This is a genomic window from Rhodopseudomonas palustris, assembly GCF_003226555.1.
Classification (GTDB): domain Bacteria; phylum Pseudomonadota; class Alphaproteobacteria; order Rhizobiales; family Xanthobacteraceae; genus Rhodopseudomonas; species Rhodopseudomonas palustris_I.
Genome location: NZ_QKQS01000013.1, coordinates 651,888 through 670,463, shown reverse-complemented (window position 1 = coordinate 670,463; position 18,576 = coordinate 651,888). Strand labels below are relative to the sequence as shown.

The 18,576-nt window shown below is 65.5% G+C and carries 20 protein-coding genes and 1 tRNA gene; 4 read left to right on the top strand and 17 right to left on the bottom strand.

The features are described from left to right. Window positions 1–240: 240 nt before the first annotated feature. The 3 genes from DNX69_RS11005 to DNX69_RS10995 all read left to right on the top strand — a co-directional run bounded on the left by DNX69_RS11005 (window position 241) and on the right by DNX69_RS10995 (window position 3,953). The gene (locus DNX69_RS11005; protein ID WP_110785991.1) at window positions 241–1,428 is read left to right on the top strand and encodes a S1C family serine protease; all 1,188 of its coding nucleotides are present in this window, start codon (window positions 241–243) and stop codon (window positions 1,426–1,428) included. 175 nt (window positions 1,429–1,603) lie between these two features. Next, a complete protein-coding gene (locus tag DNX69_RS11000) occupies window positions 1,604–3,631 on the top strand; it encodes a methyl-accepting chemotaxis protein (protein WP_110785990.1) in 2,028 nt (675 codons plus the stop codon). A 109-nt stretch (window positions 3,632–3,740) separates the two neighbouring features. Further along, window positions 3,741–3,953, top strand: a complete 213-nt coding sequence (locus DNX69_RS10995; RefSeq protein ID WP_110786077.1) for a hypothetical protein — start codon at window positions 3,741–3,743, stop codon at window positions 3,951–3,953. A 409-nt stretch (window positions 3,954–4,362) separates the two neighbouring features. Here DNX69_RS10995 and DNX69_RS10985 read toward each other — a convergent pair whose 3' ends face one another. The 4 genes from DNX69_RS10985 to DNX69_RS10970 form a co-directional block, all read right to left on the bottom strand. Next, complete coding sequence (locus tag DNX69_RS10985; protein WP_110785989.1) at window positions 4,363–5,208, bottom strand: transglutaminase-like domain-containing protein; 846 nt, start codon at window positions 5,206–5,208, stop codon at window positions 4,363–4,365. 160 nt (window positions 5,209–5,368) lie between these two features. Continuing rightward, on the bottom strand, window positions 5,369–7,588 hold the full coding sequence (gene glgX, locus DNX69_RS10980; protein WP_110785988.1) for a glycogen debranching protein GlgX: 2,220 nt from the start codon (window positions 7,586–7,588) through the stop codon (window positions 5,369–5,371). Between the two features lie 267 nt (window positions 7,589–7,855). Further along, window positions 7,856–8,422, bottom strand: coding sequence for a DUF4142 domain-containing protein (locus DNX69_RS10975; protein WP_110785987.1), 567 nt, complete (start codon window positions 8,420–8,422; stop codon window positions 7,856–7,858). 14 nt (window positions 8,423–8,436) lie between these two features. Further along, window positions 8,437–8,946 carry a ferritin-like domain-containing protein gene (locus tag DNX69_RS10970; RefSeq protein WP_110785986.1) on the bottom strand — a complete coding sequence of 170 codons (510 nt, stop codon included), beginning with the start codon at window positions 8,944–8,946 and terminating at the stop codon, window positions 8,437–8,439. 204 nt (window positions 8,947–9,150) lie between these two features. On the opposite strand from DNX69_RS10970, the gene DNX69_RS10965 reads away from it, so the two are divergent. Further along, window positions 9,151–9,224 (top strand) — tRNA-Gly (locus tag DNX69_RS10965). Between the two features lie 106 nt (window positions 9,225–9,330). Here the strand turns inward: DNX69_RS10965 and DNX69_RS10960 are convergent. The 13 genes from DNX69_RS10960 to DNX69_RS10900 form a co-directional block, all read right to left on the bottom strand. Next, entirely contained in the window at window positions 9,331–10,101 is a 771-nt protein-coding gene (locus DNX69_RS10960; protein ID WP_110785985.1) for a hypothetical protein, read from the bottom strand. Further along, complete coding sequence (locus DNX69_RS26895; protein WP_110785984.1) at window positions 10,040–10,273, bottom strand: Com family DNA-binding transcriptional regulator; 234 nt, start codon at window positions 10,271–10,273, stop codon at window positions 10,040–10,042. Before DNX69_RS26895 ends, DNX69_RS10960 begins: the two co-directional genes overlap by 62 nt. 144 nt (window positions 10,274–10,417) lie before the next feature. Continuing rightward, window positions 10,418–11,104, bottom strand: coding sequence for a hypothetical protein (locus DNX69_RS10950; protein WP_110785982.1), 687 nt, complete (start codon window positions 11,102–11,104; stop codon window positions 10,418–10,420). Beyond that, on the bottom strand, window positions 11,101–11,469 hold the full coding sequence (locus tag DNX69_RS10945) for a septal ring lytic transglycosylase RlpA family protein (RefSeq protein WP_110785981.1): 369 nt from the start codon (window positions 11,467–11,469) through the stop codon (window positions 11,101–11,103). Before DNX69_RS10945 ends, DNX69_RS10950 begins: the two co-directional genes overlap by 4 nt. Before the next feature lie 28 nt (window positions 11,470–11,497). Beyond that, a complete protein-coding gene (locus DNX69_RS10940) occupies window positions 11,498–12,574 on the bottom strand; it encodes a phage late control D family protein (protein ID WP_110785980.1) in 1,077 nt (358 codons plus the stop codon). Beyond that, window positions 12,571–12,807, bottom strand: coding sequence for a tail protein X (locus tag DNX69_RS10935; protein ID WP_110785979.1), 237 nt, complete (start codon window positions 12,805–12,807; stop codon window positions 12,571–12,573). Before DNX69_RS10935 ends, DNX69_RS10940 begins: the two co-directional genes overlap by 4 nt. Further along, complete coding sequence (locus tag DNX69_RS10930) at window positions 12,804–13,178, bottom strand: phage tail protein (RefSeq protein ID WP_110785978.1); 375 nt, start codon at window positions 13,176–13,178, stop codon at window positions 12,804–12,806. The genes DNX69_RS10935 and DNX69_RS10930 overlap by 4 nt, the downstream gene beginning before the upstream one ends. Before the next feature lie 10 nt (window positions 13,179–13,188). After that, window positions 13,189–15,435: a phage tail tape measure protein gene (locus tag DNX69_RS10925; protein ID WP_110785977.1), complete on the bottom strand. Its 2,247-nt coding sequence runs from the start codon at window positions 15,433–15,435 to the stop codon at window positions 13,189–13,191. Next, window positions 15,432–15,638, bottom strand: coding sequence for a hypothetical protein (locus DNX69_RS10920; RefSeq protein WP_234826917.1), 207 nt, complete (start codon window positions 15,636–15,638; stop codon window positions 15,432–15,434). Before DNX69_RS10920 ends, DNX69_RS10925 begins: the two co-directional genes overlap by 4 nt. Further along, the gene (locus DNX69_RS10915) at window positions 15,593–16,039 is read right to left on the bottom strand and encodes a phage tail assembly protein (protein WP_110785976.1); all 447 of its coding nucleotides are present in this window, start codon (window positions 16,037–16,039) and stop codon (window positions 15,593–15,595) included. The genes DNX69_RS10920 and DNX69_RS10915 overlap by 46 nt, the downstream gene beginning before the upstream one ends. A 141-nt stretch (window positions 16,040–16,180) precedes the next feature. Next, on the bottom strand, window positions 16,181–16,702 hold the full coding sequence (locus DNX69_RS10910) for a phage major tail tube protein (protein ID WP_110785975.1): 522 nt from the start codon (window positions 16,700–16,702) through the stop codon (window positions 16,181–16,183). An 11-nt stretch (window positions 16,703–16,713) separates the two neighbouring features. Then, a complete protein-coding gene (locus tag DNX69_RS10905; protein ID WP_110785974.1) occupies window positions 16,714–18,171 on the bottom strand; it encodes a hypothetical protein in 1,458 nt (485 codons plus the stop codon). A 127-nt stretch (window positions 18,172–18,298) separates the two neighbouring features. After that, entirely contained in the window at window positions 18,299–18,562 is a 264-nt protein-coding gene (locus DNX69_RS10900) for a hypothetical protein (protein WP_133256004.1), read from the bottom strand. Window positions 18,563–18,576 lie beyond the last annotated feature (14 nt).

Genomic DNA, 18,576 nt, shown 5'->3' with positions numbered 1-18,576 from the left:
CGCGCCGCCACCGCGCCAGCGCCGGCAGCCTCGTCTGGGCCATCATGGACTCGAAGTAATGCGGTGGCCGCTCACGGCTCCGCGGTGCATGCATTGTTAACCATCCGCGTTCGGCGCCTGCATCAGACCGCATCCTCGGCCTAGATGGAACCAGATGGAACCTGGTGCATTAGCGCTGACAGGCTGCGGGCGCCGACGCTCACTCGCGGCCGACCTGCCTTTGTTCGAGACGATCTCGCCATGACGTCGCTCCCGCCCCATTCGCCACCGCCCCCTGGTTTCGATCCACAGGTTCGTGAGGAGGCCCAGCTCCGGCGAGCCAGGCGTAACGACCTGTTGCTGCGCATCGCGATCGTCTGGCTGCTGGTGCTGGCGACATTCTGGGTGGCGCAGCCTTATCTCAGCGCGCTGTGGTTCTCCGTCACCGGCCCGCGCACCGTCACCGCGCGCGGTGATCTGGCGCCTGCGGAGAAGGCCACGATCGAGCTGTTCAAGCAGGTGTCGCCCTCCGTGGTGCACGTGTTCGCGCAGACCCAGCAGCGGGTGTCGCCGTTCTTTGCTCAGCAGGAGGCGCCGGTGCAATCCGGCTCCGGCGTGATCTGGGATGCGGCCGGTCATGTCGTCACCAACAATCACGTCATCCAGAACGCCAGTCAGCTCGGCGTCCGGATGGCGTCGGGCGAATTCGTCACCGCGCGCGTCGTCGGCGCCGCACCAAACTACGATCTGGCGGTGCTGCAGCTCGAGCGGCCGCACACGCCGCTGCGGCCGATCGCAATCGGCAGCTCGGAAGATCTGCAGGTCGGGCAGGCGACTTACGCGATCGGCAATCCGTATGGCCTCGAACAGACCCTCACCACGGGAATCGTCAGCGCGCTACGGCGCCGACTGCCGACCGCGGCGGCACACGAGGTCCGCGGCGTGATCCAGACCGACGCGGCCATCAATCCAGGCAATTCCGGCGGTCCGTTGCTCGACAGCGCCGGCCGGCTGATCGGCATCAACACCGCGATCATCTCCGGCTCGGGCGCCTCGGCCGGGATCGGCTTCGCGATTCCGGTCGATGCGGTCAATCGCGTCGTCACGGCGTTGATCACCAATGGCACGGTGCCGGTGCCTGGCATCGGCATCATCGCGGCGCGGGAGAACGAAACCGCGCAACTCGGAATCGACGGCGTCGTGATTTTACGGACCCTGCCGGATTCGCCAGCGGCCAAGGCCGGGCTCGAAGGCGCCACCGACGACGGCTATGTCCGGGACGTTATCACCGAGGCCGATGGCAAGCCGGTCCACGGCATGTCCGACCTGGCCGCTGCCCTGGAAGACACCGGCATCGGCCGCGACGTCAAGCTGACAGTTGAGCGCGACGGCCGGACCCGCACTGTCAATGTGAAGGTTACCGACATCTCGCAACAACGGCGCACATAGTTCTTTCTGAGGGGCCCCGAATCGATCGGATTCAGCCCCGAGCTAAGCGACAAATAGACCAGTTCATACCTTTCAAACACTCAGGGGGAGCTTAGCCGAACTCGTAGTTGTACCGGTTCCATTGTTAACTGTCTCAAAGATCCCCGGTGATACGCCTAGAGCCGAGGGGGATCCCATGAAGAAGTTCAATCGAATTGGCAACAAGCTCGCAGTCGCCGGCCTGATTGGCATCGTACTCGCGGTTGCAATGGTGGTGAACCAGCGGCTGACGGCCTCGGCGATCCAGGCGTCCAGCCGGCATGCCGACCTCCAGGCTCAGATTTCCGAGAATGCGCTGATCGCGGAATCGGAGATGCGCAACATGCAGCTCGCGGTGCGCGGGGTTCGGATGGTGCGGTCGACCAAGGAATTCGACACTCGGCGCAAGCAGTTCGCCGAGGCCAAGACGGCGCAGGCGAAACTGATCGATGCGGTGCTGGCGCTCGCCACCGAACCGAAGGACAAAGAACTGTTCGGCCAGATCAAGCAGATGACCGCAGACTATGCGGTCGGCGCAGACGAACAGGCCGAGCAGCAGAAGCGTGTCCTCGAGGCCAATGCCAAGCGCGTCGCGCTGTCGGCCGAATGGGATGCCAAGCTCGCGGCCGCCATCGCCTTGGTACCCGCTGACGGCCTGCCGGACAGCGTCGCCCTTGAAGCGAGCCTCCGGGAAGCCAACGGCGCGTTCGACGGCATTCAGGCAGTGGGATGGCAGTTCTTTGTCGTCGACGACAAAGACTACAAGAGCAAGCTCGACAACAACGCTGCGGCGACCTTCAGGGCGTTGAAGAACGCCGCTGCCGTTGCCGACTCCAAGATCAAGCCGGGGCTCGCCGAACTCGAACAAATGGTGAAGCGCTATCTCGTGCTCACCGACGAGGCGATCGCCGCCGACAAGCTGAAGAACAGCATTAGCCGCGATCGCACCGTTCCGATCGCCAACAAGGCGGCGAAACTGCTGCGGGACTCGGTGGAACAGAGCCAGCGTGCCGTCGCCGACGCCAAGGCCAAGGCCGCCGCGGAGGTCACCGCGTCGAATACGCTGAACCTGATGTTCGGCTCGGCCATCATCCTGGTGCTGATCGGTTCGGCGGTGTTCTCGTTCCTCGGTGTGGCGCGTCCGCTGACCCGGTTGAACGAAGCCCTCGGACGCCTCGCGTCGGGCAAGCTCGACGTCACCATCGCCGGAGCCGAGCGCGGCGACGAGATCGGCGACATCGGCAAGACCGTCCGCGTGATCCAGGCCAACGCCGAACGCAAGGCTCGCGACGAAGCCGAGGCGCGGATCGCCCAGGACGAAGCGATCGCGCGGCAGCGCAAGCAGGACATGATCAAACTCGCCGACGAGTTCGAAAGCGCGATCGGCGAGATCGTCGAGACGGTGTCGACCGCATCGACGGAGCTGGAAAGTTCGGCCACCTCGCTGACCGGCACCGCCGAGCGTTCGGAGGAACTGGCGACCATGGTCGCCTCGGCCTCGGAGGAGGCCTCCACCAACGTCCAGTCGGTCGCCTCGGCGACCGAGGAGATGACCTCGTCGGTCAACGAAATCAGCCGGCAGGTCCAGGAATCGGCGCGGATGGCGCACGATGCCGTGGAGCAGGCGCAGCAGACCAACGACCGGGTCGAGGATCTGGCGAAGGCGGCGGCGCGGATCGGCGACGTCGTCGAGCTGATCAACACCGTGGCGGGCCAGACCAACCTGCTTGCGCTCAACGCCACGATCGAGGCTGCGCGCGCCGGCGAGGCCGGGCGCGGCTTTGCGGTGGTGGCGGCGGAAGTGAAGGCGCTGGCCGATCAGACCGCCAAGGCCACCGACGAAATTACCCAGCAGATCGGTGCGATTCAGGCGGCGACCGGACAGTCGGTGTCGGCGATCAGGGCGATCGGCGAGACCATCGGCCGGATGTCCGAGATCGCGTCGACCATTGCGGCGGCGGTGGAGGAGCAGGGCGCGGCGACGCAGGAGATATCCCGCAACGTGCAGCAGGCCGCGCAAGGCACCCAGCAGGTCTCGGTCAATATCGCCGACGTTCAGCGTGGCGCCACCGAGACGGGCTCGGCGTCGTCGGAGGTGCTGTCAGCCGCCCGCTCGCTGTCGGAAGACAGCAACCGGTTGAAGGTCGAGGTCGCACGCTTTCTCAACAGCGTCCGCGCCGCCTGATTGCCCGCCACGGAGCGGTCGACGACGTTGCGGCGGAGCTGCTTCCGCCGCGCGTCGTCAAGGAACCATCGCCAGCCGCCGCCATTATCGCAAGGAAATGGAGGTGCGCATGGGTAAGGCCTACTACGACATCATCGGCAGCGATGACCGGTGGGGGATCCGTCACGACGACGATCCGACCGGCGACTATGCCAGCAAGGAAGCGGCGTTCGAAGCCGCCTGCGCCGCGGCTTCCAACGCCATCAAGTTCGGCCACGAGGTCCGGATCACCGTGCCGGGCAATGAAGGCTCGGAGACCAATCTCGGCGTGATCACCAACTGAACGTTTCCGTCTCGGTTGCGAGCGGTCGGGTGCAAGCCCGGCCGCTTTTTCGTTAGAGCAGTTCTTCTTTTCATCGAATCAGAGCTGATCCGCACCGCCTGCCACACGCACAAGCTCATGGTGAGGAGGCGCGTAGCGCCGTCTCGAACCATGTGACGCACGGAATGCGTTGCCTGATCCTTCGAGACGCCCGGCTTCGCCGCGCTCCTCAGGATGAGGACACAGTGCCTTCGGAAAGGTCGGATCGTTTCAATCAAACGATGAACCGCTCTCGGAGGATTGCCGCTGTCGAGGGGAGCGCGACCCCGCGTCATTGCGAGGAGCGAAGCGACGAAGCAATCCAGATGTTCGTGCCGGAGGCTGGATTGCTACGCTGCGCTCGCAACGACGATCGACTCCGGGTAAGGGCTTACGCCACCTTCGACAGTGGTGTCGCAGCAGCGGTCTGGTCGGTCACCTCGTGGGTGATCACTTCGAAGTTCAGCAGGTTGGTGACGCCGAACGAGGTGGAGATCGCCACATCGGCGGCGTCGCGGCCGCGGGCGATGACGATGCGGCCGATCCGCGGCGTGTTGTGGCGGGCGTCGAAGGTGTACCAGCGGCCGTCGAGATAGACTTCGAACCACGCGGAAAAATCCATCGGTGCCGGGTCTACCGGCACGCCGATATCGCCGAGATAACCTGTGCAGTACCGCGCCGGAATGTTCATGCAGCGGCACAGCGCGACCGCAAGATGCGCGAAGTCACGGCAAACGCCAATCTGCTCGGCGTGACCTTCGGAGGCGGTGCGGTCGTTGCGGGCGAATTGATAGCCGAAGGTGATGCGATCGTGCACGTAGTCGACGATCGCCTGCACCCGCTCCCAGCCTGAATCAATGCCGCCGAATAGCGACCAGGCGAGGTTCGACAGTTTGTCGGTGTCGCAATAGCGGCTGCCGAGCAGATACACCATCACCTCGTCCGGCAGCTCGGCTACCGGGATCTGGCGGGCGCCGGGCGCGACTTCGTCGGGCAGGCCGGAATCCTCGATCAGAAAGTCATTGCTGATGTCGATGCGGCCGGGGGGCGCGACGATCCGGGTGCAGACATTGCCGAACATGTCGGTGAAGTCGCGCGCTGGCACGTCAGGCGAGAACTTGATGATATGATCGCCGATCACATGCTGCGCGCGCGAGGGATGCACGCTGAGCAAGAGATTGATCGGCGTTTCCTGAAAGCAGTGAAAGGCGATGTTGTACCCCGCGCGAATGATCACCTGAAGAGCTCCCGTTGCTGATCGAGAACGGCGGACGGTGCGTCGGCCGACATTGCTATTCTCAATCGCAAAACGAACCCTGCGTTCCCGCTATCTTGCGGCAGGACCTGCGCAAATTAGTGGCACCACGCCGGCGCACTCGCGCCGGCGTGGGACGTGACTACTCGGTGAGCCCGAACAGCAGGACCGAGCGGGCCGTGACTTGATAAACCTCACCGCAATCGAACTGCTTGTCGGGAATGCCGTCGGACAGGTTGGTGTCGATCAGCAGCGCCCATTTCGAGCCGTGCGGAACCTCAGGAAGGGTGAAGTCGACGACGCCGTCGAAGCTGTTCAGGATCAGCAGCACGGTGGCCTCTTGGCCCTGCTTGTGGATGCCTGTCGTCTGCGCCCGGCCGTCGAGCAGCATGCCGAAGCATTTCACGTTGCCGTCGTCCCAGTGCTCCTGCTGCATCTCGCCGCCATTGGCGTTGATCCAGGTGACGTCCCGAACCTCGAGCTGCTCGTCGTATTGCCCGGTCAGGAACCGACTGCGGCGCAGCGTCGGATTGGTCCGGCGGAGTTCGATCAGCCGCTGCGTGAAGCTCCGTAGGTGCTGTGCGGCCTCGTCATGATCCCAATGCACCCAGGAGATCTCGTTGTCCTGACAATAGGCGTTGTTGTTGCCGTTCTGGGTGCGGCCGAATTCGTCGCCGGCGAGCAGCATCGGCGTGCCTTGGGCCAGCAGCAGCGTCGCCAGCATGTTGCGCTTCTGGCGTTCGCGTAAGCTGAGGATCGCTTCGTCGTCGGTCGGCCCTTCGGCGCCACAGTTCCACGAGCGGTTGTCCGAATGGCCGTCCTTGCCATCCTCGCCATTGGCGGCGTTGTGCTTGTCGTTGTAGCTCGCCCAGTCGTTCAACGTGAAGCCGTCATGGGCGGTGATGAAGTTGACGCTCGCCCAGGCGCGCCGGCCCTGGCGGTTGAACACATCGCCGGAGGCCGACAGCCGCGGCGCCAGCGCCGCCGCCGGGGCTTCGCCGCGCCAATAGTCGCGCACGGTGTCGCGGAACTTGTCGTTCCATTCCGCCCAGCCGGGCGGGAATCCCCCGACCTGATAGCCGCCGGGGCCGCAGTCCCATGGCTCGGCGATCAGCTTCACCGAGGCGAGCAGCGGATCCTGCATCACGGCTTTCAGAAAGCCGCTCTGCTCGTCGAAGCCGTAATGCTCGCGCGCCAGGATGGTGCCGAGGTCGAAGCGGAAGCCGTCGATGTGCATCTCGCCCGCCCAGTAGCGCAGGCTGTCGTTGACCATCTGGATCACGCGCGGATGCGTGAGGTTGACGGTGTTGCCGGTGCCGGTGTCGTTGATGTAGTAGCGCTTCTGTTCCGGCAGCAGCCGGTAATAGCTGGCGTTGTCGATGCCCTTGAACGACAGCGTCGGGCCGAGTTCGTTGCCCTCGGCAGTGTGGTTGTAGACGACGTCGAGGATCACCGCGAGACCGACATCGTGCAGCCGCGCTACCATCTCCTTGAACTCGCGCAGACTGTTTGGCACGTCGGCGGCATAGCGCGGGTCGGGGGCGAAGAAGCCGATGGTGTTGTAGCCCCAATAGTTCACCAGCTTCTTGTCGAGCAGATAGCTGTCGTTGACGAAGGTGTGGATCGGCAGCAGTTCGACTGCGGTGACGCCGAGCGAAGCGATGTAATCGACGACCGGTTTGGTGCCGAAGCCCGCATAGGTGCCGCGAAGATTGTCCGGTACCTCCGGGTGCAGCATGGTGAAGCCCTTGACGTGGGTCTCGTAGACGATGGTCTGATCCCACGGCACGGATTGGCGGCCGGGCTCGCCCTTCCAATCGAAATCCGGATCGACCACCACACATTTCGGCACGAATCGCGCACTGTCGCGCTCGTCGAAGGTGGTGTCGTCGCCGCTCTCCATCACATAGCCGAACACGGCCGGATCCCAGGTCAGTTCACCGGCATGGGCGCGCGCGTAAGGATCGAGCAGCAGCTTGTTCGGATTGAAGCGGTGGCCGTTCTCCGGTTCATACGGTCCGTAGACGCGATAACCGTAAAAGGTGCCGGGACCGATGTCCGGAATGTAACCGTGAAACACCTCGTCGGTGTATTCGGGCAGCTCGATCCGGCGCTCGGTGTCGCCGTCGAACAGGCAGACCTCGACCTTGGTGGCGTTGGCGGAGAACAGCGCAAAATTGGTTCCATTGCCATCCCAGCAGGCGCCGAGCGGGAAGGGCAGGCCCTCCCGCACCACGTCCGGGACATACACAACGTCGTAGCCAGGGACCGGCTTGGGCTTCGGGGCCGGTTCGGCCGGGTCCGCTTCGGGCGGCCGCTCGAGCGTTTCGGTGGTCTCCGTGGTATCGGTGATCTCCGCCATTGGCGCGGCTCCTGTCCAAGCGATCTCATTTCGTCCGGCCGGAGGGCGCGCCGTAAGCGAGCCCTCGGCCGACGCGTGCCGATGGTCGTGTCACGTACAAGCCCCCATACCGCTGACTGCCGACAATGCGCGAGTGGAGTTTTCGGTTCCACCGGCCGGCGCGGGTCGCTTTAGGAGATGCCCTTCCGCGGCGCTGGGTAAAAATACAACGGCCCGGCGGATTGCGCCGCCGGGCCGTGTCGTCACCTGAAGATTGTGCGATGACGGTTAGTTGCTGGATTTGGATTTCGAGGTGGTGTTGGTGCGGTCGCGTTCGAGCTGCTGCGCCATTTGGAGGTGGTGCTGCAGCTTCGGCAGCGTGGTGCCGGCCCAGTTCTTCAGCGCGTCGTTGTCGCCGCCCTTGGCGTAGCGCTCGAACAACGAGACCGCGTCCTTGTGGGCGCTGATCTGCTGCTCGTCATAGGTTTCGCTGAACTCGGCGCCGCTGGCGTTCTTCAGCTTGTCCAGCTTGTCCTGGTGGGCGGAATCCAGCGCAGTCGGCAGCTCGGCTTTGACCTTGCCGTCCGTCACCAGTGACTTCAGCTCGCTGGACGTCTTGGTGTGGTCGTTGATCATCTGCTTGGCGAACGCCTGCTGGGCGGAGTTTCCCTTACGCTCCGCGAGCTGGCTCGACTGGATCTCGTACATGTCGCTGATCGCGACCTGCTTGACGAAATCGGCGGTGGACGGCGCGATGCCGAGCACCGAATTGACGCCTGTCTTCTCGGTGACCGATTGCGCCAGCGCCGGGGTGGCGACCAACAGGCAGCCGAGAACGAGTGCGGTGCGGTTCATGCGGTGGTTTCCTTTCAGCTTGCGGCTTTGCGATTGACGCCCTTGCGGAGCGCGACGGTGTTGAGCTTGGTGTTGGCGGCCTTTTCCTCGTTGAGGTTGGTGGTGAGGAAACGGACGATGTCGTCGTGGCCCAGCTCCTCGGCCCAGGCGATCAGGGTGCCGTAGCGGGCGATTTCGTAGTGCTCGACCGCCTGCGCGTTGGCGACGATCGCGGCGTCGAGCACGGTCCGGTCGGCGATCTCGCCGGCGGTCTCGTCGGCTTCCTTGATCAGGCCGTCGATTGCGGGGCAGTTCACGCCGGACGGCTTTTCGCCGAGCTTTTTGAACACCTGGTCGAGCCGCTCGATCTGCTTCTCGGTTTCTTCCAGATGCGCCTTCAGGCCCTGAGTCAGATCGCGGTTGGTAGCCTGCTCGATCATCTTCGGCAGCGCCTTGGTGATCTGCTGCTCGGCGTAATAGATGTCGCGGAGGCCGTGCAGCAGCAGGTCCTCCATCGTCTGAATGTCCTTGCTGAAGAACCCCATCGTCGCCTCCGCTCCAATCATCCGCCTCCTGCGGTCGGACCGGAAACCAGGGACGGTCGATTCTGTTCCGCAGATCGGCAGCAAAGCGGGCGGTGGTGCGGCCTATGAACAGGACAAAGCCAAGAGCGACCGGGCGACGAAGTTGGTGGTGCGCCGGCGAGGGGAGTTGAGAGCCCGCGGCGAACGTGTTACGGGGGCTTCGTCGCGGGTGTAGCTCAATGGTAGAGCAGCAGCCTTCCAAGCTGAATACGAGGGTTCGATTCCCTTCACCCGCTCCAATGATTTCAATAACTTAGAGTCTGTTGTGTGGCAGCGGTGAGGGGGCTTCGGGTGGGCCGTCCGATCTGCTGTAGCGCGCAAAATCAAATGGCAGCGCGCGCAAGATCACATGGCAACGGTTTTGCCGGCCGCCGGTGCCGTTGAAGGGGCCTCCAACCACCGCTTCGGGTAGGGCTTCGGCGCCAGGCGCAGCCTCTTCCGCCAGCTGCGGCGGATGAAGAACACATAGCGGAACTGGCGGAAGGTCTGGCGGGTCGCCCGGTCGAGGTTCTGCCTGAGATAGGCCCCGCGCTGCCCCATCTTCGAGTGAGCCGACAGCAGCATCTCGTGGAAAAACTCGCCGTCCAGCTCGTAGAAGGCCGTGAAGTGGCACCCGACGTAGGTGAAGTTCGCCGCCTGATAGACCACCCCCCAGCCGCCGCAGCGCTCGTCGGCGAAGGTCTGAAGCCAGCTGACCTGCGGCATGACCTCCTTGATGTACCGGACGGCATAGGCGATCGCCCGGCTTTCGCTGTTGCGCGGGGCGGCGTCGGACAGCCACATCCGGTTGAGTTCGAGATAGTCGATCGAGCTGGACCCCTCGACCACCTTGCCCATCGCGGCCGGATTGAGCGCATAGCCGAACTGCATGACGCCCACGATCTGCCCGTCGATGAACACCCCGAGGTGGACATAGCTGTTCTTGACGATGCGGCCGGAATAGTGGTGCCGGATGACCATCTCGCAGGCCAGGGCCCGCTCGATCCGGGCGACGTAGAACCACCGGGTGCCGAACCCGGCGACGGCCTGGGTGCCGTAAATGTATCTCGGGACATCAGTCCAAGGCCGTTCGTAGGGGCCGGGCACCGGCGGATGGTGGGGCTTTGGCTTCGACATGAGCGTGAGACCTTTCGTCTCGACGCTCGCGGCGCTCTGATGGGGGCTCTGTCGGCCTCAGGATGTTGATGCTGCCGCAGCGGCGGCATTTGATCTCGACGGGCGCGGCGATTGCGCCGCCGGCCGCGCGAAACAGCAGCGCCCGGCATCGGGCGCAGCGGATGGTCTCCATGTCCTGTTAATCCGAATCGTGCCACGCCGCGGTCGCTCGTCAGAGCCTCGGCGGGGTGGCGGCAATTCTTCTGCGTCGCTTCGCGGGCTCGTCGCCAAACTGGACCCGCGACCGGGTAATTCCCGGACCCCGTCACCCTTCCTCTCACGTGAAATTCCAGAAACCCTGCGCCCCGGCGGCCGGGATCGGCTCCGGAAAGGCCTGCACGTCCGTCAACGGCCAGGCGTACATGTGCTCGTCGATCCGGGTGCTGTCGGCGACGGTGTCGACGAACAGGTCCAGGCAGTTGCGGGGCTCGCCGAGCACGGCGGTGCCCAAAGCGGCCGCCAGCGGCGCAGGTCCGGTCTCCTTGCGAAGGCGCGCCGCGAGCAGCTCCTCGAGGAAGGGCCGCGCGATCGCCCGATCGAGGGCGCTCTCGCCTTGGTCGATCCGCTCCAGGATGTCGAGCAGCTCGGCCGGCCGGGCAGGCCTGGCGCCGGCGTGGACGACAATCCGCTGCCCGATCAACTTGGCCAGATGCGGACGATCCGCGAAGCGCCAGCGCCGAAACTCGTACGGTTTCGCCCCGATCATCACCAGCGACGCCCATGGCTGCCAGATCGTCAGGGCCTTCATCCCGGCCAGGAGATCGAGCGCGGTCCGTCCAGCCTCCGCGGCCTCGACCACTCGCACCGCCTCGCGGTGGTTGTCGCTCAACCGGCCGGTCGAGCGAAACGATTCGTAGACGGCCGCCTGCAGCGGCTTCGGCACCATGCGCCAGTGGCGAGCGCACATGAACACCTCCGCCGGGACGGCGGCCGAGCAGCCTGCAATCGGGCATTGGTGGCTCATCGCACAACTCCCACGACTTCACATCCGACCGGCCCGACGCCCCGGCTGGTCAGGCCGATGACGCGGGCCGCGCCTTCCGACAGATCGAGCACCCGGGGGCGGATGAACGGGCCGCGGTCGTTGATCGTCACGACGACGCTGCGGCCGGCGTAGGTCACGCGCAGCTTGGTGCCGAACGGCAGGCAGCGGTGCGCCGCCGTCATCCCGCCGGGATGAAAGCGCTGACCGGAGGCCGTGCGGGTGCCGGACTCGCTGCCGTAGAACGACGCGAGGCCGGCGCATCGCCGGTCGCAGGCGCCGGCCGGCGCCGCCGCGATCAGTGTGAGGCCGATGGCGGCCGCGCCGAGGCGTCTGCCAGCCGTCATGTCGGGTCCTTCATCGGCGTCTCTCCTGTCAGGCCACGTTGCCGGTCGACGGCACGCCGGCCTCGCCGGACGTTCCGCCTTTCGATCCACTGCCTTTTCCGCCCTCGCTCTTGCCCTCGGCCGGCGCCTTCACGGTGATCGTCGACAGCACCGGCGAGTCCTTCGCCCATGTCGTCGAGATCGATTCCGACAGCCACGTGCCGTCGATGCCGTCGCCGAACCCGCTGGCGATCACCTTCGCGCCGGCCGACCAGGCCGGGTTGTAGATGTCGGTGAAATGCCCGCCGCCGGTCAGCATGTTCAGCTCGCGCCCGCGCGCCTCGGCGGCGCGCTTGGCTTCGTCCTCGCTGGCGCGCGGATGCAGCAGCGTGTGGGTCGGGCCGGTCTTCTGGCCGGTCGAACAGCGGATCGACTTGCGCTTGCCGGTCTTCGGGTCATGCCAGGACGCCACCACGGCCTTGTGCCTGGGCCGCGGCTCGCCCTTGATCCGCCAGCCCGAGCAGCCGATCCGGTTGATGATGATCGGCGGCAGCTCGGCGCCGCCCGCGCCCTTGCCGGAGCCCTTCTTGGTCACCGCGAGCTTCTCGCCGCCGGGCTTGACGGTGCCGCCGGCCTCGGCCGCGACGCGGATGGCGAAGTCGATCGGGCTGTTCTCCCAGCGCAGCGTGTAGGGCAGCTTGACCTTCGCCAGTTCCGGGTCGATCGCCAGCGACAGCTTCGCCGCCTTGGCGGCGTCTTCCAGCACCTCGCCGAGCGTGGAATCGTCCCAGTGCTTCAGCCCGCCAGCCTTGAATTCGCCGGACATCGTCGCGGCGCGCGCCGTCATCGTCATCGTCTCGGGTCCGGCCTCGCAGCCGGTCTCCCAGCCGTTGACCTTGAAGGCGCCGATCATCGCAACGCCGGTCTCCTCATAGCCGGCGAACACGATCAGCAGATCGTCTTCCTGCGGCAGCGGGATCTGGCGCCAGTTGTCGTCGAGCTCGATCTCGAACTCGTCGGTTTCCTCGCCGGCATTGTCGGTGAACGTCGCGCTGATGAAGTACGGCGCCATGCCGGGCATCAGGTCGATGCCGGCCTTCATGACCTTGAGAATCGGCGCCGTCATGCGTCGCCCCAGACGCGGGCGACCTTGATCTGCGGCGTGCTGGCGCTCGGCCGCGGCGGCAGCTTGATCACGGTGCCGATCGGGATGATCCAGCCCAGCGCCGCCAGCCCCGGATTGAGCGCCAGGATGCTCTCGACGGTGCCGCCGCGCTCGCTGCCGAGTTCGTCGCGGGCGATATGGTCCAGCCGCAGGCCGTCGCGCCGCACCGTGTAAAGCCGGTCGAACGCGGTCATGAATGCCCCTTCAAATCGATCGTGAAGGCGATCTTCTTGCCGCCGTATTCTTCGAGGTCCGATACGCGCTCGATCGTCACCGCGCCGATCACCCGCGCGCTGAATCCGCGGCCCATCCGCAGCAGAGGCAGCGGCCTGGTGCCGTACTGGCTCGCCCGGATCGCCTCGTAGTCCGCCAGCCCGCCGATCTGGTCGGGATACAGCACGCCGCGGATCGACATCTCGGCTCGCCGCCAGCCGTGCATCTGCGCGCTGTCGACCATGCCGAACCGCGGCACGTCCACCCAATTGGATTCGGTACTGGTCTCGATGCTCTGACCGTTCAGCCCGATCGCCTGAAAGATGTGCCCTCCGATCGCCATCAGCGCCATGGCGTCCTCCTCACGCCGTGTCGAACAGCGCGTTGGCGCTGTTACCCAGCTGCGCGAGCTGCCGGCCAATCTCCTGGCCGATCTGGCGGCCGTCTTTCCCGGCGCCGGTGACGTTCACGGTGACGTGCGTGGTCCGGTTGTTGCTGACGCTCGCCCGCTTGCCGGGCGCGGCCGGCGCGGGGCCGGTCGGGGCTGCGGGCGATGCGCCGCCCGCTGCGGCGCCACCGAGCCGCGGCGCGATCGTCGGCCGCACGACGAAATCGAAATACGACTTGATCTGCTCGGCGATCGACTTCGCCGTCGCGGCCGCCTTTGCGCCCTCGCTTGCAATCACGCTGGTCACGCCCTGCATCGACGCCAGCGCCTGAGCCTTGGCGTCCGGTGGCACCACCGAGAAATTCTGCCCAGTCGAGAACCGGCCCTTGCCGGCAGGCATCGACGGCGGCTTGAAGCTCGGCACCGGCGAGTAGTTCGGCGCCACCGGCGCATTCGGGCCGCGCAGCGTCGGCGGATACAGCGCCTTGTGGCGGGCCTCGGCTTCCCGAACCTTGGCGGCGCGCTCGCGCACCGCCTTGTCGTAGGCCGCCTGCTGGAAGCGCCCCGGGAACGACGATTTCGGCGGCACCGGCGGCACCGGCTCGATCCCGCGCATCTTCTCCTTCTCGCGCTTCCAGAACTCCTGATCCCAAAACGGATTGTTGCCGGGTTTCACCAGCTCCCGACCACCGTCCATGAGATTCGACATCTTTTCCAACGCCCAAAGCGCCGGCGTTGCCTCCGCCACGAACTTGCCGACCGCGACGCCGGCCGCCGACCATGAATTCGCGAGCCGGTCGATCGAAGCCTGCGCGTCGTCGGTGACGCGGACGATGTCGTTCGCGATCGTCCCGGTGGCCTTGGTCTGAATCTCCGCGCGCAGCGCCCGGAATTCCTTCTTGAGGTTGATCAGCGCGCTGATGGCGGTTCGCGAGTCGATTTCGCCGAACAGCTTGGGCAGCTTCGCCATGTCACCTTTGGTCGCCTGCTCGGTCAGCTCGACCAGGACATCGAACAGCGGCTTGCCTTCCTTGGCGCCCTTCTTCAGGCCGGCCTCGAGGTCGACTCCCATCTTCTTGAAATTGCCCTGCACCTCCGTGGTGTTGATCTTGGCGAGCAGATCGCGGATGCCGTTGAAGGTCCGCTCCGAAGTCCCGGCTTCCTTTCGAATGATCTGCGTCGCTGCCGCGAGATCGGCCAGCTTGTCGGCGCCTTTCTGTCCGACGTTGGCCCACGAAGCGGCCAACTGCGGAAAGTACTGCGCCATGTCCTTCAGTTCGAACTGGCCCTTTTTCCCCGCGTAAGCCAGCCTGTCGAACGCCTCTGGCAGCTCATCGACTCTGAGCTTCAGGTTGGTCATCATCGTGCCGGCGGAGTTGGACATGTCCTCAATCGACGCGCCGGAGGCCTGCGCAGACTTGACGATCGCATCCATCATGCCGAGCGCCTCGGGCAGCTCCTTGCCCTGCGCCACCAGCGCTTCGAGGCCCTTCAGCGCGTCCTCGACCGGCACCGCATAGGTCTTCGCGAGAGCGCGGATGTCGGCCGTGGCCGCCTCCACCTGTCCCTTGGTCGCATCCGCCGTAATGCCCAGCCGCGTCATGCGTCGGTCCAGATCGGCGAAGTCGGTGAACGACTTCTTCACGCCGGAGGCACCGCGATAGGCGAGATAGCCAGCGCCGAGATAGCCGGCCGCCGCACGGCCGCCGGCAGCGATGAAGCCGGGCATGTTGCCGCCGCCTTCGCCGGGCTGCTCGCGAGGTCGGTGCGGCGGCTTATGTCCGTCGTCCCGACGCGCTTCCTCGCGCACCCGCCGCATACTGCGCGCCAGCCGTTCGGATGCCGCCGTTGCATTGCGCAGGCCCTTCACGAGCCGCTCGGCATGCTTGCCGTCGAGCTGCTGCAGGGTGCGCGCGATCTGCGCCAGCGCCCTCTGGCTGGCCAGCGCTTCCGTCTTGGTGCGGTTCAGATCGCGCGGGAGTTTGTCCGCCTTGGTGGTGCCGAGCTTCTGCGCGCCGGCCGCCACCTGCTTCAGCGCCGCGTCGGCGCCCTTGGCTTCCGTCTTGGTTTTGGCGAGGTCGGCTGCGAGCTTGCCGGCCTTGGCGCCGTCGAGTTTCTTGGCCGCCGCGCCGACGTTCTCCAGCTCCTTCTTGGCTTCCTTGGCAGGGCCCGCGAGCTGGTTGACCAGGCGCAACCGCAGAGAGACGTCGAGATTGCTCACAGCTCAAGCCTCACCCGGTTTTCGAGCCCGATCGCCACGGCCTCACCGAACCACAGCACGACGTCGTCCCAGTCCATCGCCATCACGGCCGGCAGCGGCGTCGACAGAGCCGCCGCGACCCGCGCGGCGACGAGCCGCCACTCGTCGAGACCGACGGTTACTCGTGAACCGTCCGCAGCAACCGGGGCAAAAAATCCCAGCACGCCCCCGTGATGAGTTCGCCGTCGTCGCTGTCGAGCCCGCGCAGCACCGCTGCCGACAGTCCGGTCATCTCGGCGTAGATCTCGTAGAGATCGCGGTAGCGCTCGCTGGCGACGAGATTGTTGACGGTCACCATCGGCAGCCGCCGCACGGTGATTGCGTCGATCGTCACGCCGTCGAGTTCGAACGGCCAGTCGAGCTGAAAGCGCTTGCTGCGCAGATCCCCGGACTGGAATTGCAGCACCGCCACCAGCGGCGGCGGCTCGCTCTGCATCTTGGCCGCAGTCTCGGCCGGCGCCTCGGTCACGCCGCTGTTTCGGGCGTAGTCCGGCGAGCCGGGCGGCGGCAACACGGGCTTCAGCGCCGGCTCGGCATCGATCGGCGGCGGCAGATCATCGACCATTGAAAGCTCCTTAAAGGCCCCTGAAATTGGTGCCCGGATCCGCGCCGGGCGTCGCCTACTCGAACCGCGGTGGCGGGTCCTCAAGTGAGTGCGCCCCGCCGATTATGGCCGCTTGCCTCTGGTTCTTTCGCTTGGGATTCCTCAGCCCGAAATCCGCAGGATGCGGTTGTCGACGTCCGAACCGATCTCGGTGCCGTAGCCCTGCCAGCGGTTGGTGAAGAACGAGAAGCTGGCGATGATGCCGTACCCGTCGATCACGTCCTCGTAGTCGGTGATCGAATGGATCTGATAGCCGTAGCCCTGGACGCCGCGACCCTTCATCTCGTCGGGATCGACCTCGGACATCAGGCCACGCATGGTGATGATGCGCTCGCGCTTGGTGCCGTCCTTCTCGTCCTGCAGCAGCTCGTAGATCGTGTAGAGCCTGCGTTGGGCCAGCGACATGCCGAACTGCCCCAGCACTGCGGGCGGCGCACCCTTGAGATTGTACTGCAGCGATAGCGGCTCGATCGCACCGATCGGCACGTTCAGCGCCATGATGCCGCCGCCCGGGTGATGCTCTTCGGTCTTCACCTTCGGCTGGGGCAGCTTGTAGCCCGACAGCGAGAGCCACAGGTTGATGCCCTCGGCATAGAGGTTTCCGGATTTTCGGACGAATTCCATCGGGGCGCTCCTTAGGCGGCGATCGGCTCATAACCACCCAGCGCCTGCTGGATGTCGGCGGCCAGAATGTCGAAGGCGGGCAGATAGGGTTGCATCCCGATCTGCATGTCCGACATGATCGGCGTGTTTTCGTGGGGCAGTTCGACCCGAATGATGCCGGCGCGCATATTGATGTTGGGGTTCAGCTTCCGATCGAAGTAACGCGTGAAGCCGACGACCACGCCGAGCTGCACACATTCTTCGAGGAAATACTCGATCGTCTTCACGAACATCAGAGCGTTGTGGGCGGTGAAGTTCTGGCCGCGGAACGGCCGCAGCGCCACGGGCAGCGCCGCGCGAATCGCATTCTCGGTGCGCACCTTGTTCACGAAGCGCCAGTTGGCGTCGTTCGACAGCGTTTCGCTGCCGAATAGCTCCTTGCCTTCGATGAAGGTATTGACGCCGGCGTTAACCAGGTAATTGGCCTCGTGGTCGATCTCGCCGTCGTAGTAGGAGACCGGGCGCGCGGTGCCGACGATCGCCGACGAGGTCTGGTTTTCCGGAGACCAATACGGTCCACCCTTTTCGCGGTCGCGCTTGGCGAACAGCGCCGCCACGGTGGTCGACGCGGGCCGGGTCAGGATGGTGTCGTCGGATCCGTCCAGCACGGTGAAGCGCCGCACCGCCGGGTCGATCGCGTAGAGATATCGCCCGTTGTCGCGCTTCAGCCGCTCGGCCCACGCTGCGGCTTCGGTCTGGCCGAGATTGGGTGCGTCGCAGATGCCGATCGCCAGCAGCCGCTTGGCCACCGCCGACTTCGCGAGCGCGACCGGGTTGGCGACCGGGCCGACCGCAACGGTGCCCGCCGCTCCGGTGCCGTCGCCGTCGATCACCATCGTGCAGGTGTTGGGAATGCCGAAGCCGGCATCGTCGATCACGACGCTGACCTTACCCCCCGCAATCACACAATGGCCCTTGGGCTGCACCAAGGCCCCGGTGGCGGTGAAGGTCACCGTCGCATGGGTGTAGTCGGCGCCCTGATTGGTCATGGTCACGGTGGTGGCGCCGATCGGGCTGTCGTTGTCGAACCCGGGCGTAATGATCAGGCCCGGCCGGACCTTGGTCGTAGCGCGCGCGTCGAGCAGACCCCACAGCCCGGTGCGGTCGGATGGGTCGCCGATGATAGCGCCTAGCTGCTCGTTGCGCGTCGCCTCCTTGGCGACCCGGCGCACGATCAGGCTGGGATTGATCCCCTCCGACAGAATGTCGTCGATCGCCATCGAGATTTCGCCGGCATCGCCGAGCGTGGCGATCTTGTCGGCTTCGTCGCCATAGAGATGCACGTCGGTGTTGAGCGGAAAGATCGACGGGTTAGCCTCGTCGGCAGGCGCCACGATCGCGATAGTCGCGAAGTCCGGCACCTGCACGAGGCGGGCGGTCTCCGCCCCGTCGATGAAGCGGACGCCGTGGTTCTTGGTGAGCGCAGCCATGGGAGCCCCTTGACCTGAAATCAGTTCGGGACGACCCTATGGATCGACGGCGCAAAGAGGGCCGCTGACAGGTGTCATCTGTCAGCGGCCCTCTTGTCGTTGTTGCAGGCGCCGCGGCGCCGCCCGATCAGCCGTAGGTCAGTTTCTCCTGCGGCGTTGCGGTGATGGCGGCGATGTCCGCCGCGTTCTGCGCCTCGTCGCTGGTCGCGACCGGCGCGTCGGTGAAATCAGCCGCGATCACCTGGCCGGCCGGAATCGACGGCCAATACCAGTACGGCTTTCCGACCCCCGGCGTTTTCTTGACCAGGCGCGGGACGACGCCTTCGGCCGTCGTCAGAACGCGCAGGCTTTCCTCGCCGTTGATCATCATCGCGCAAACAAGCTTCCCCATTCCACTCTCCATCA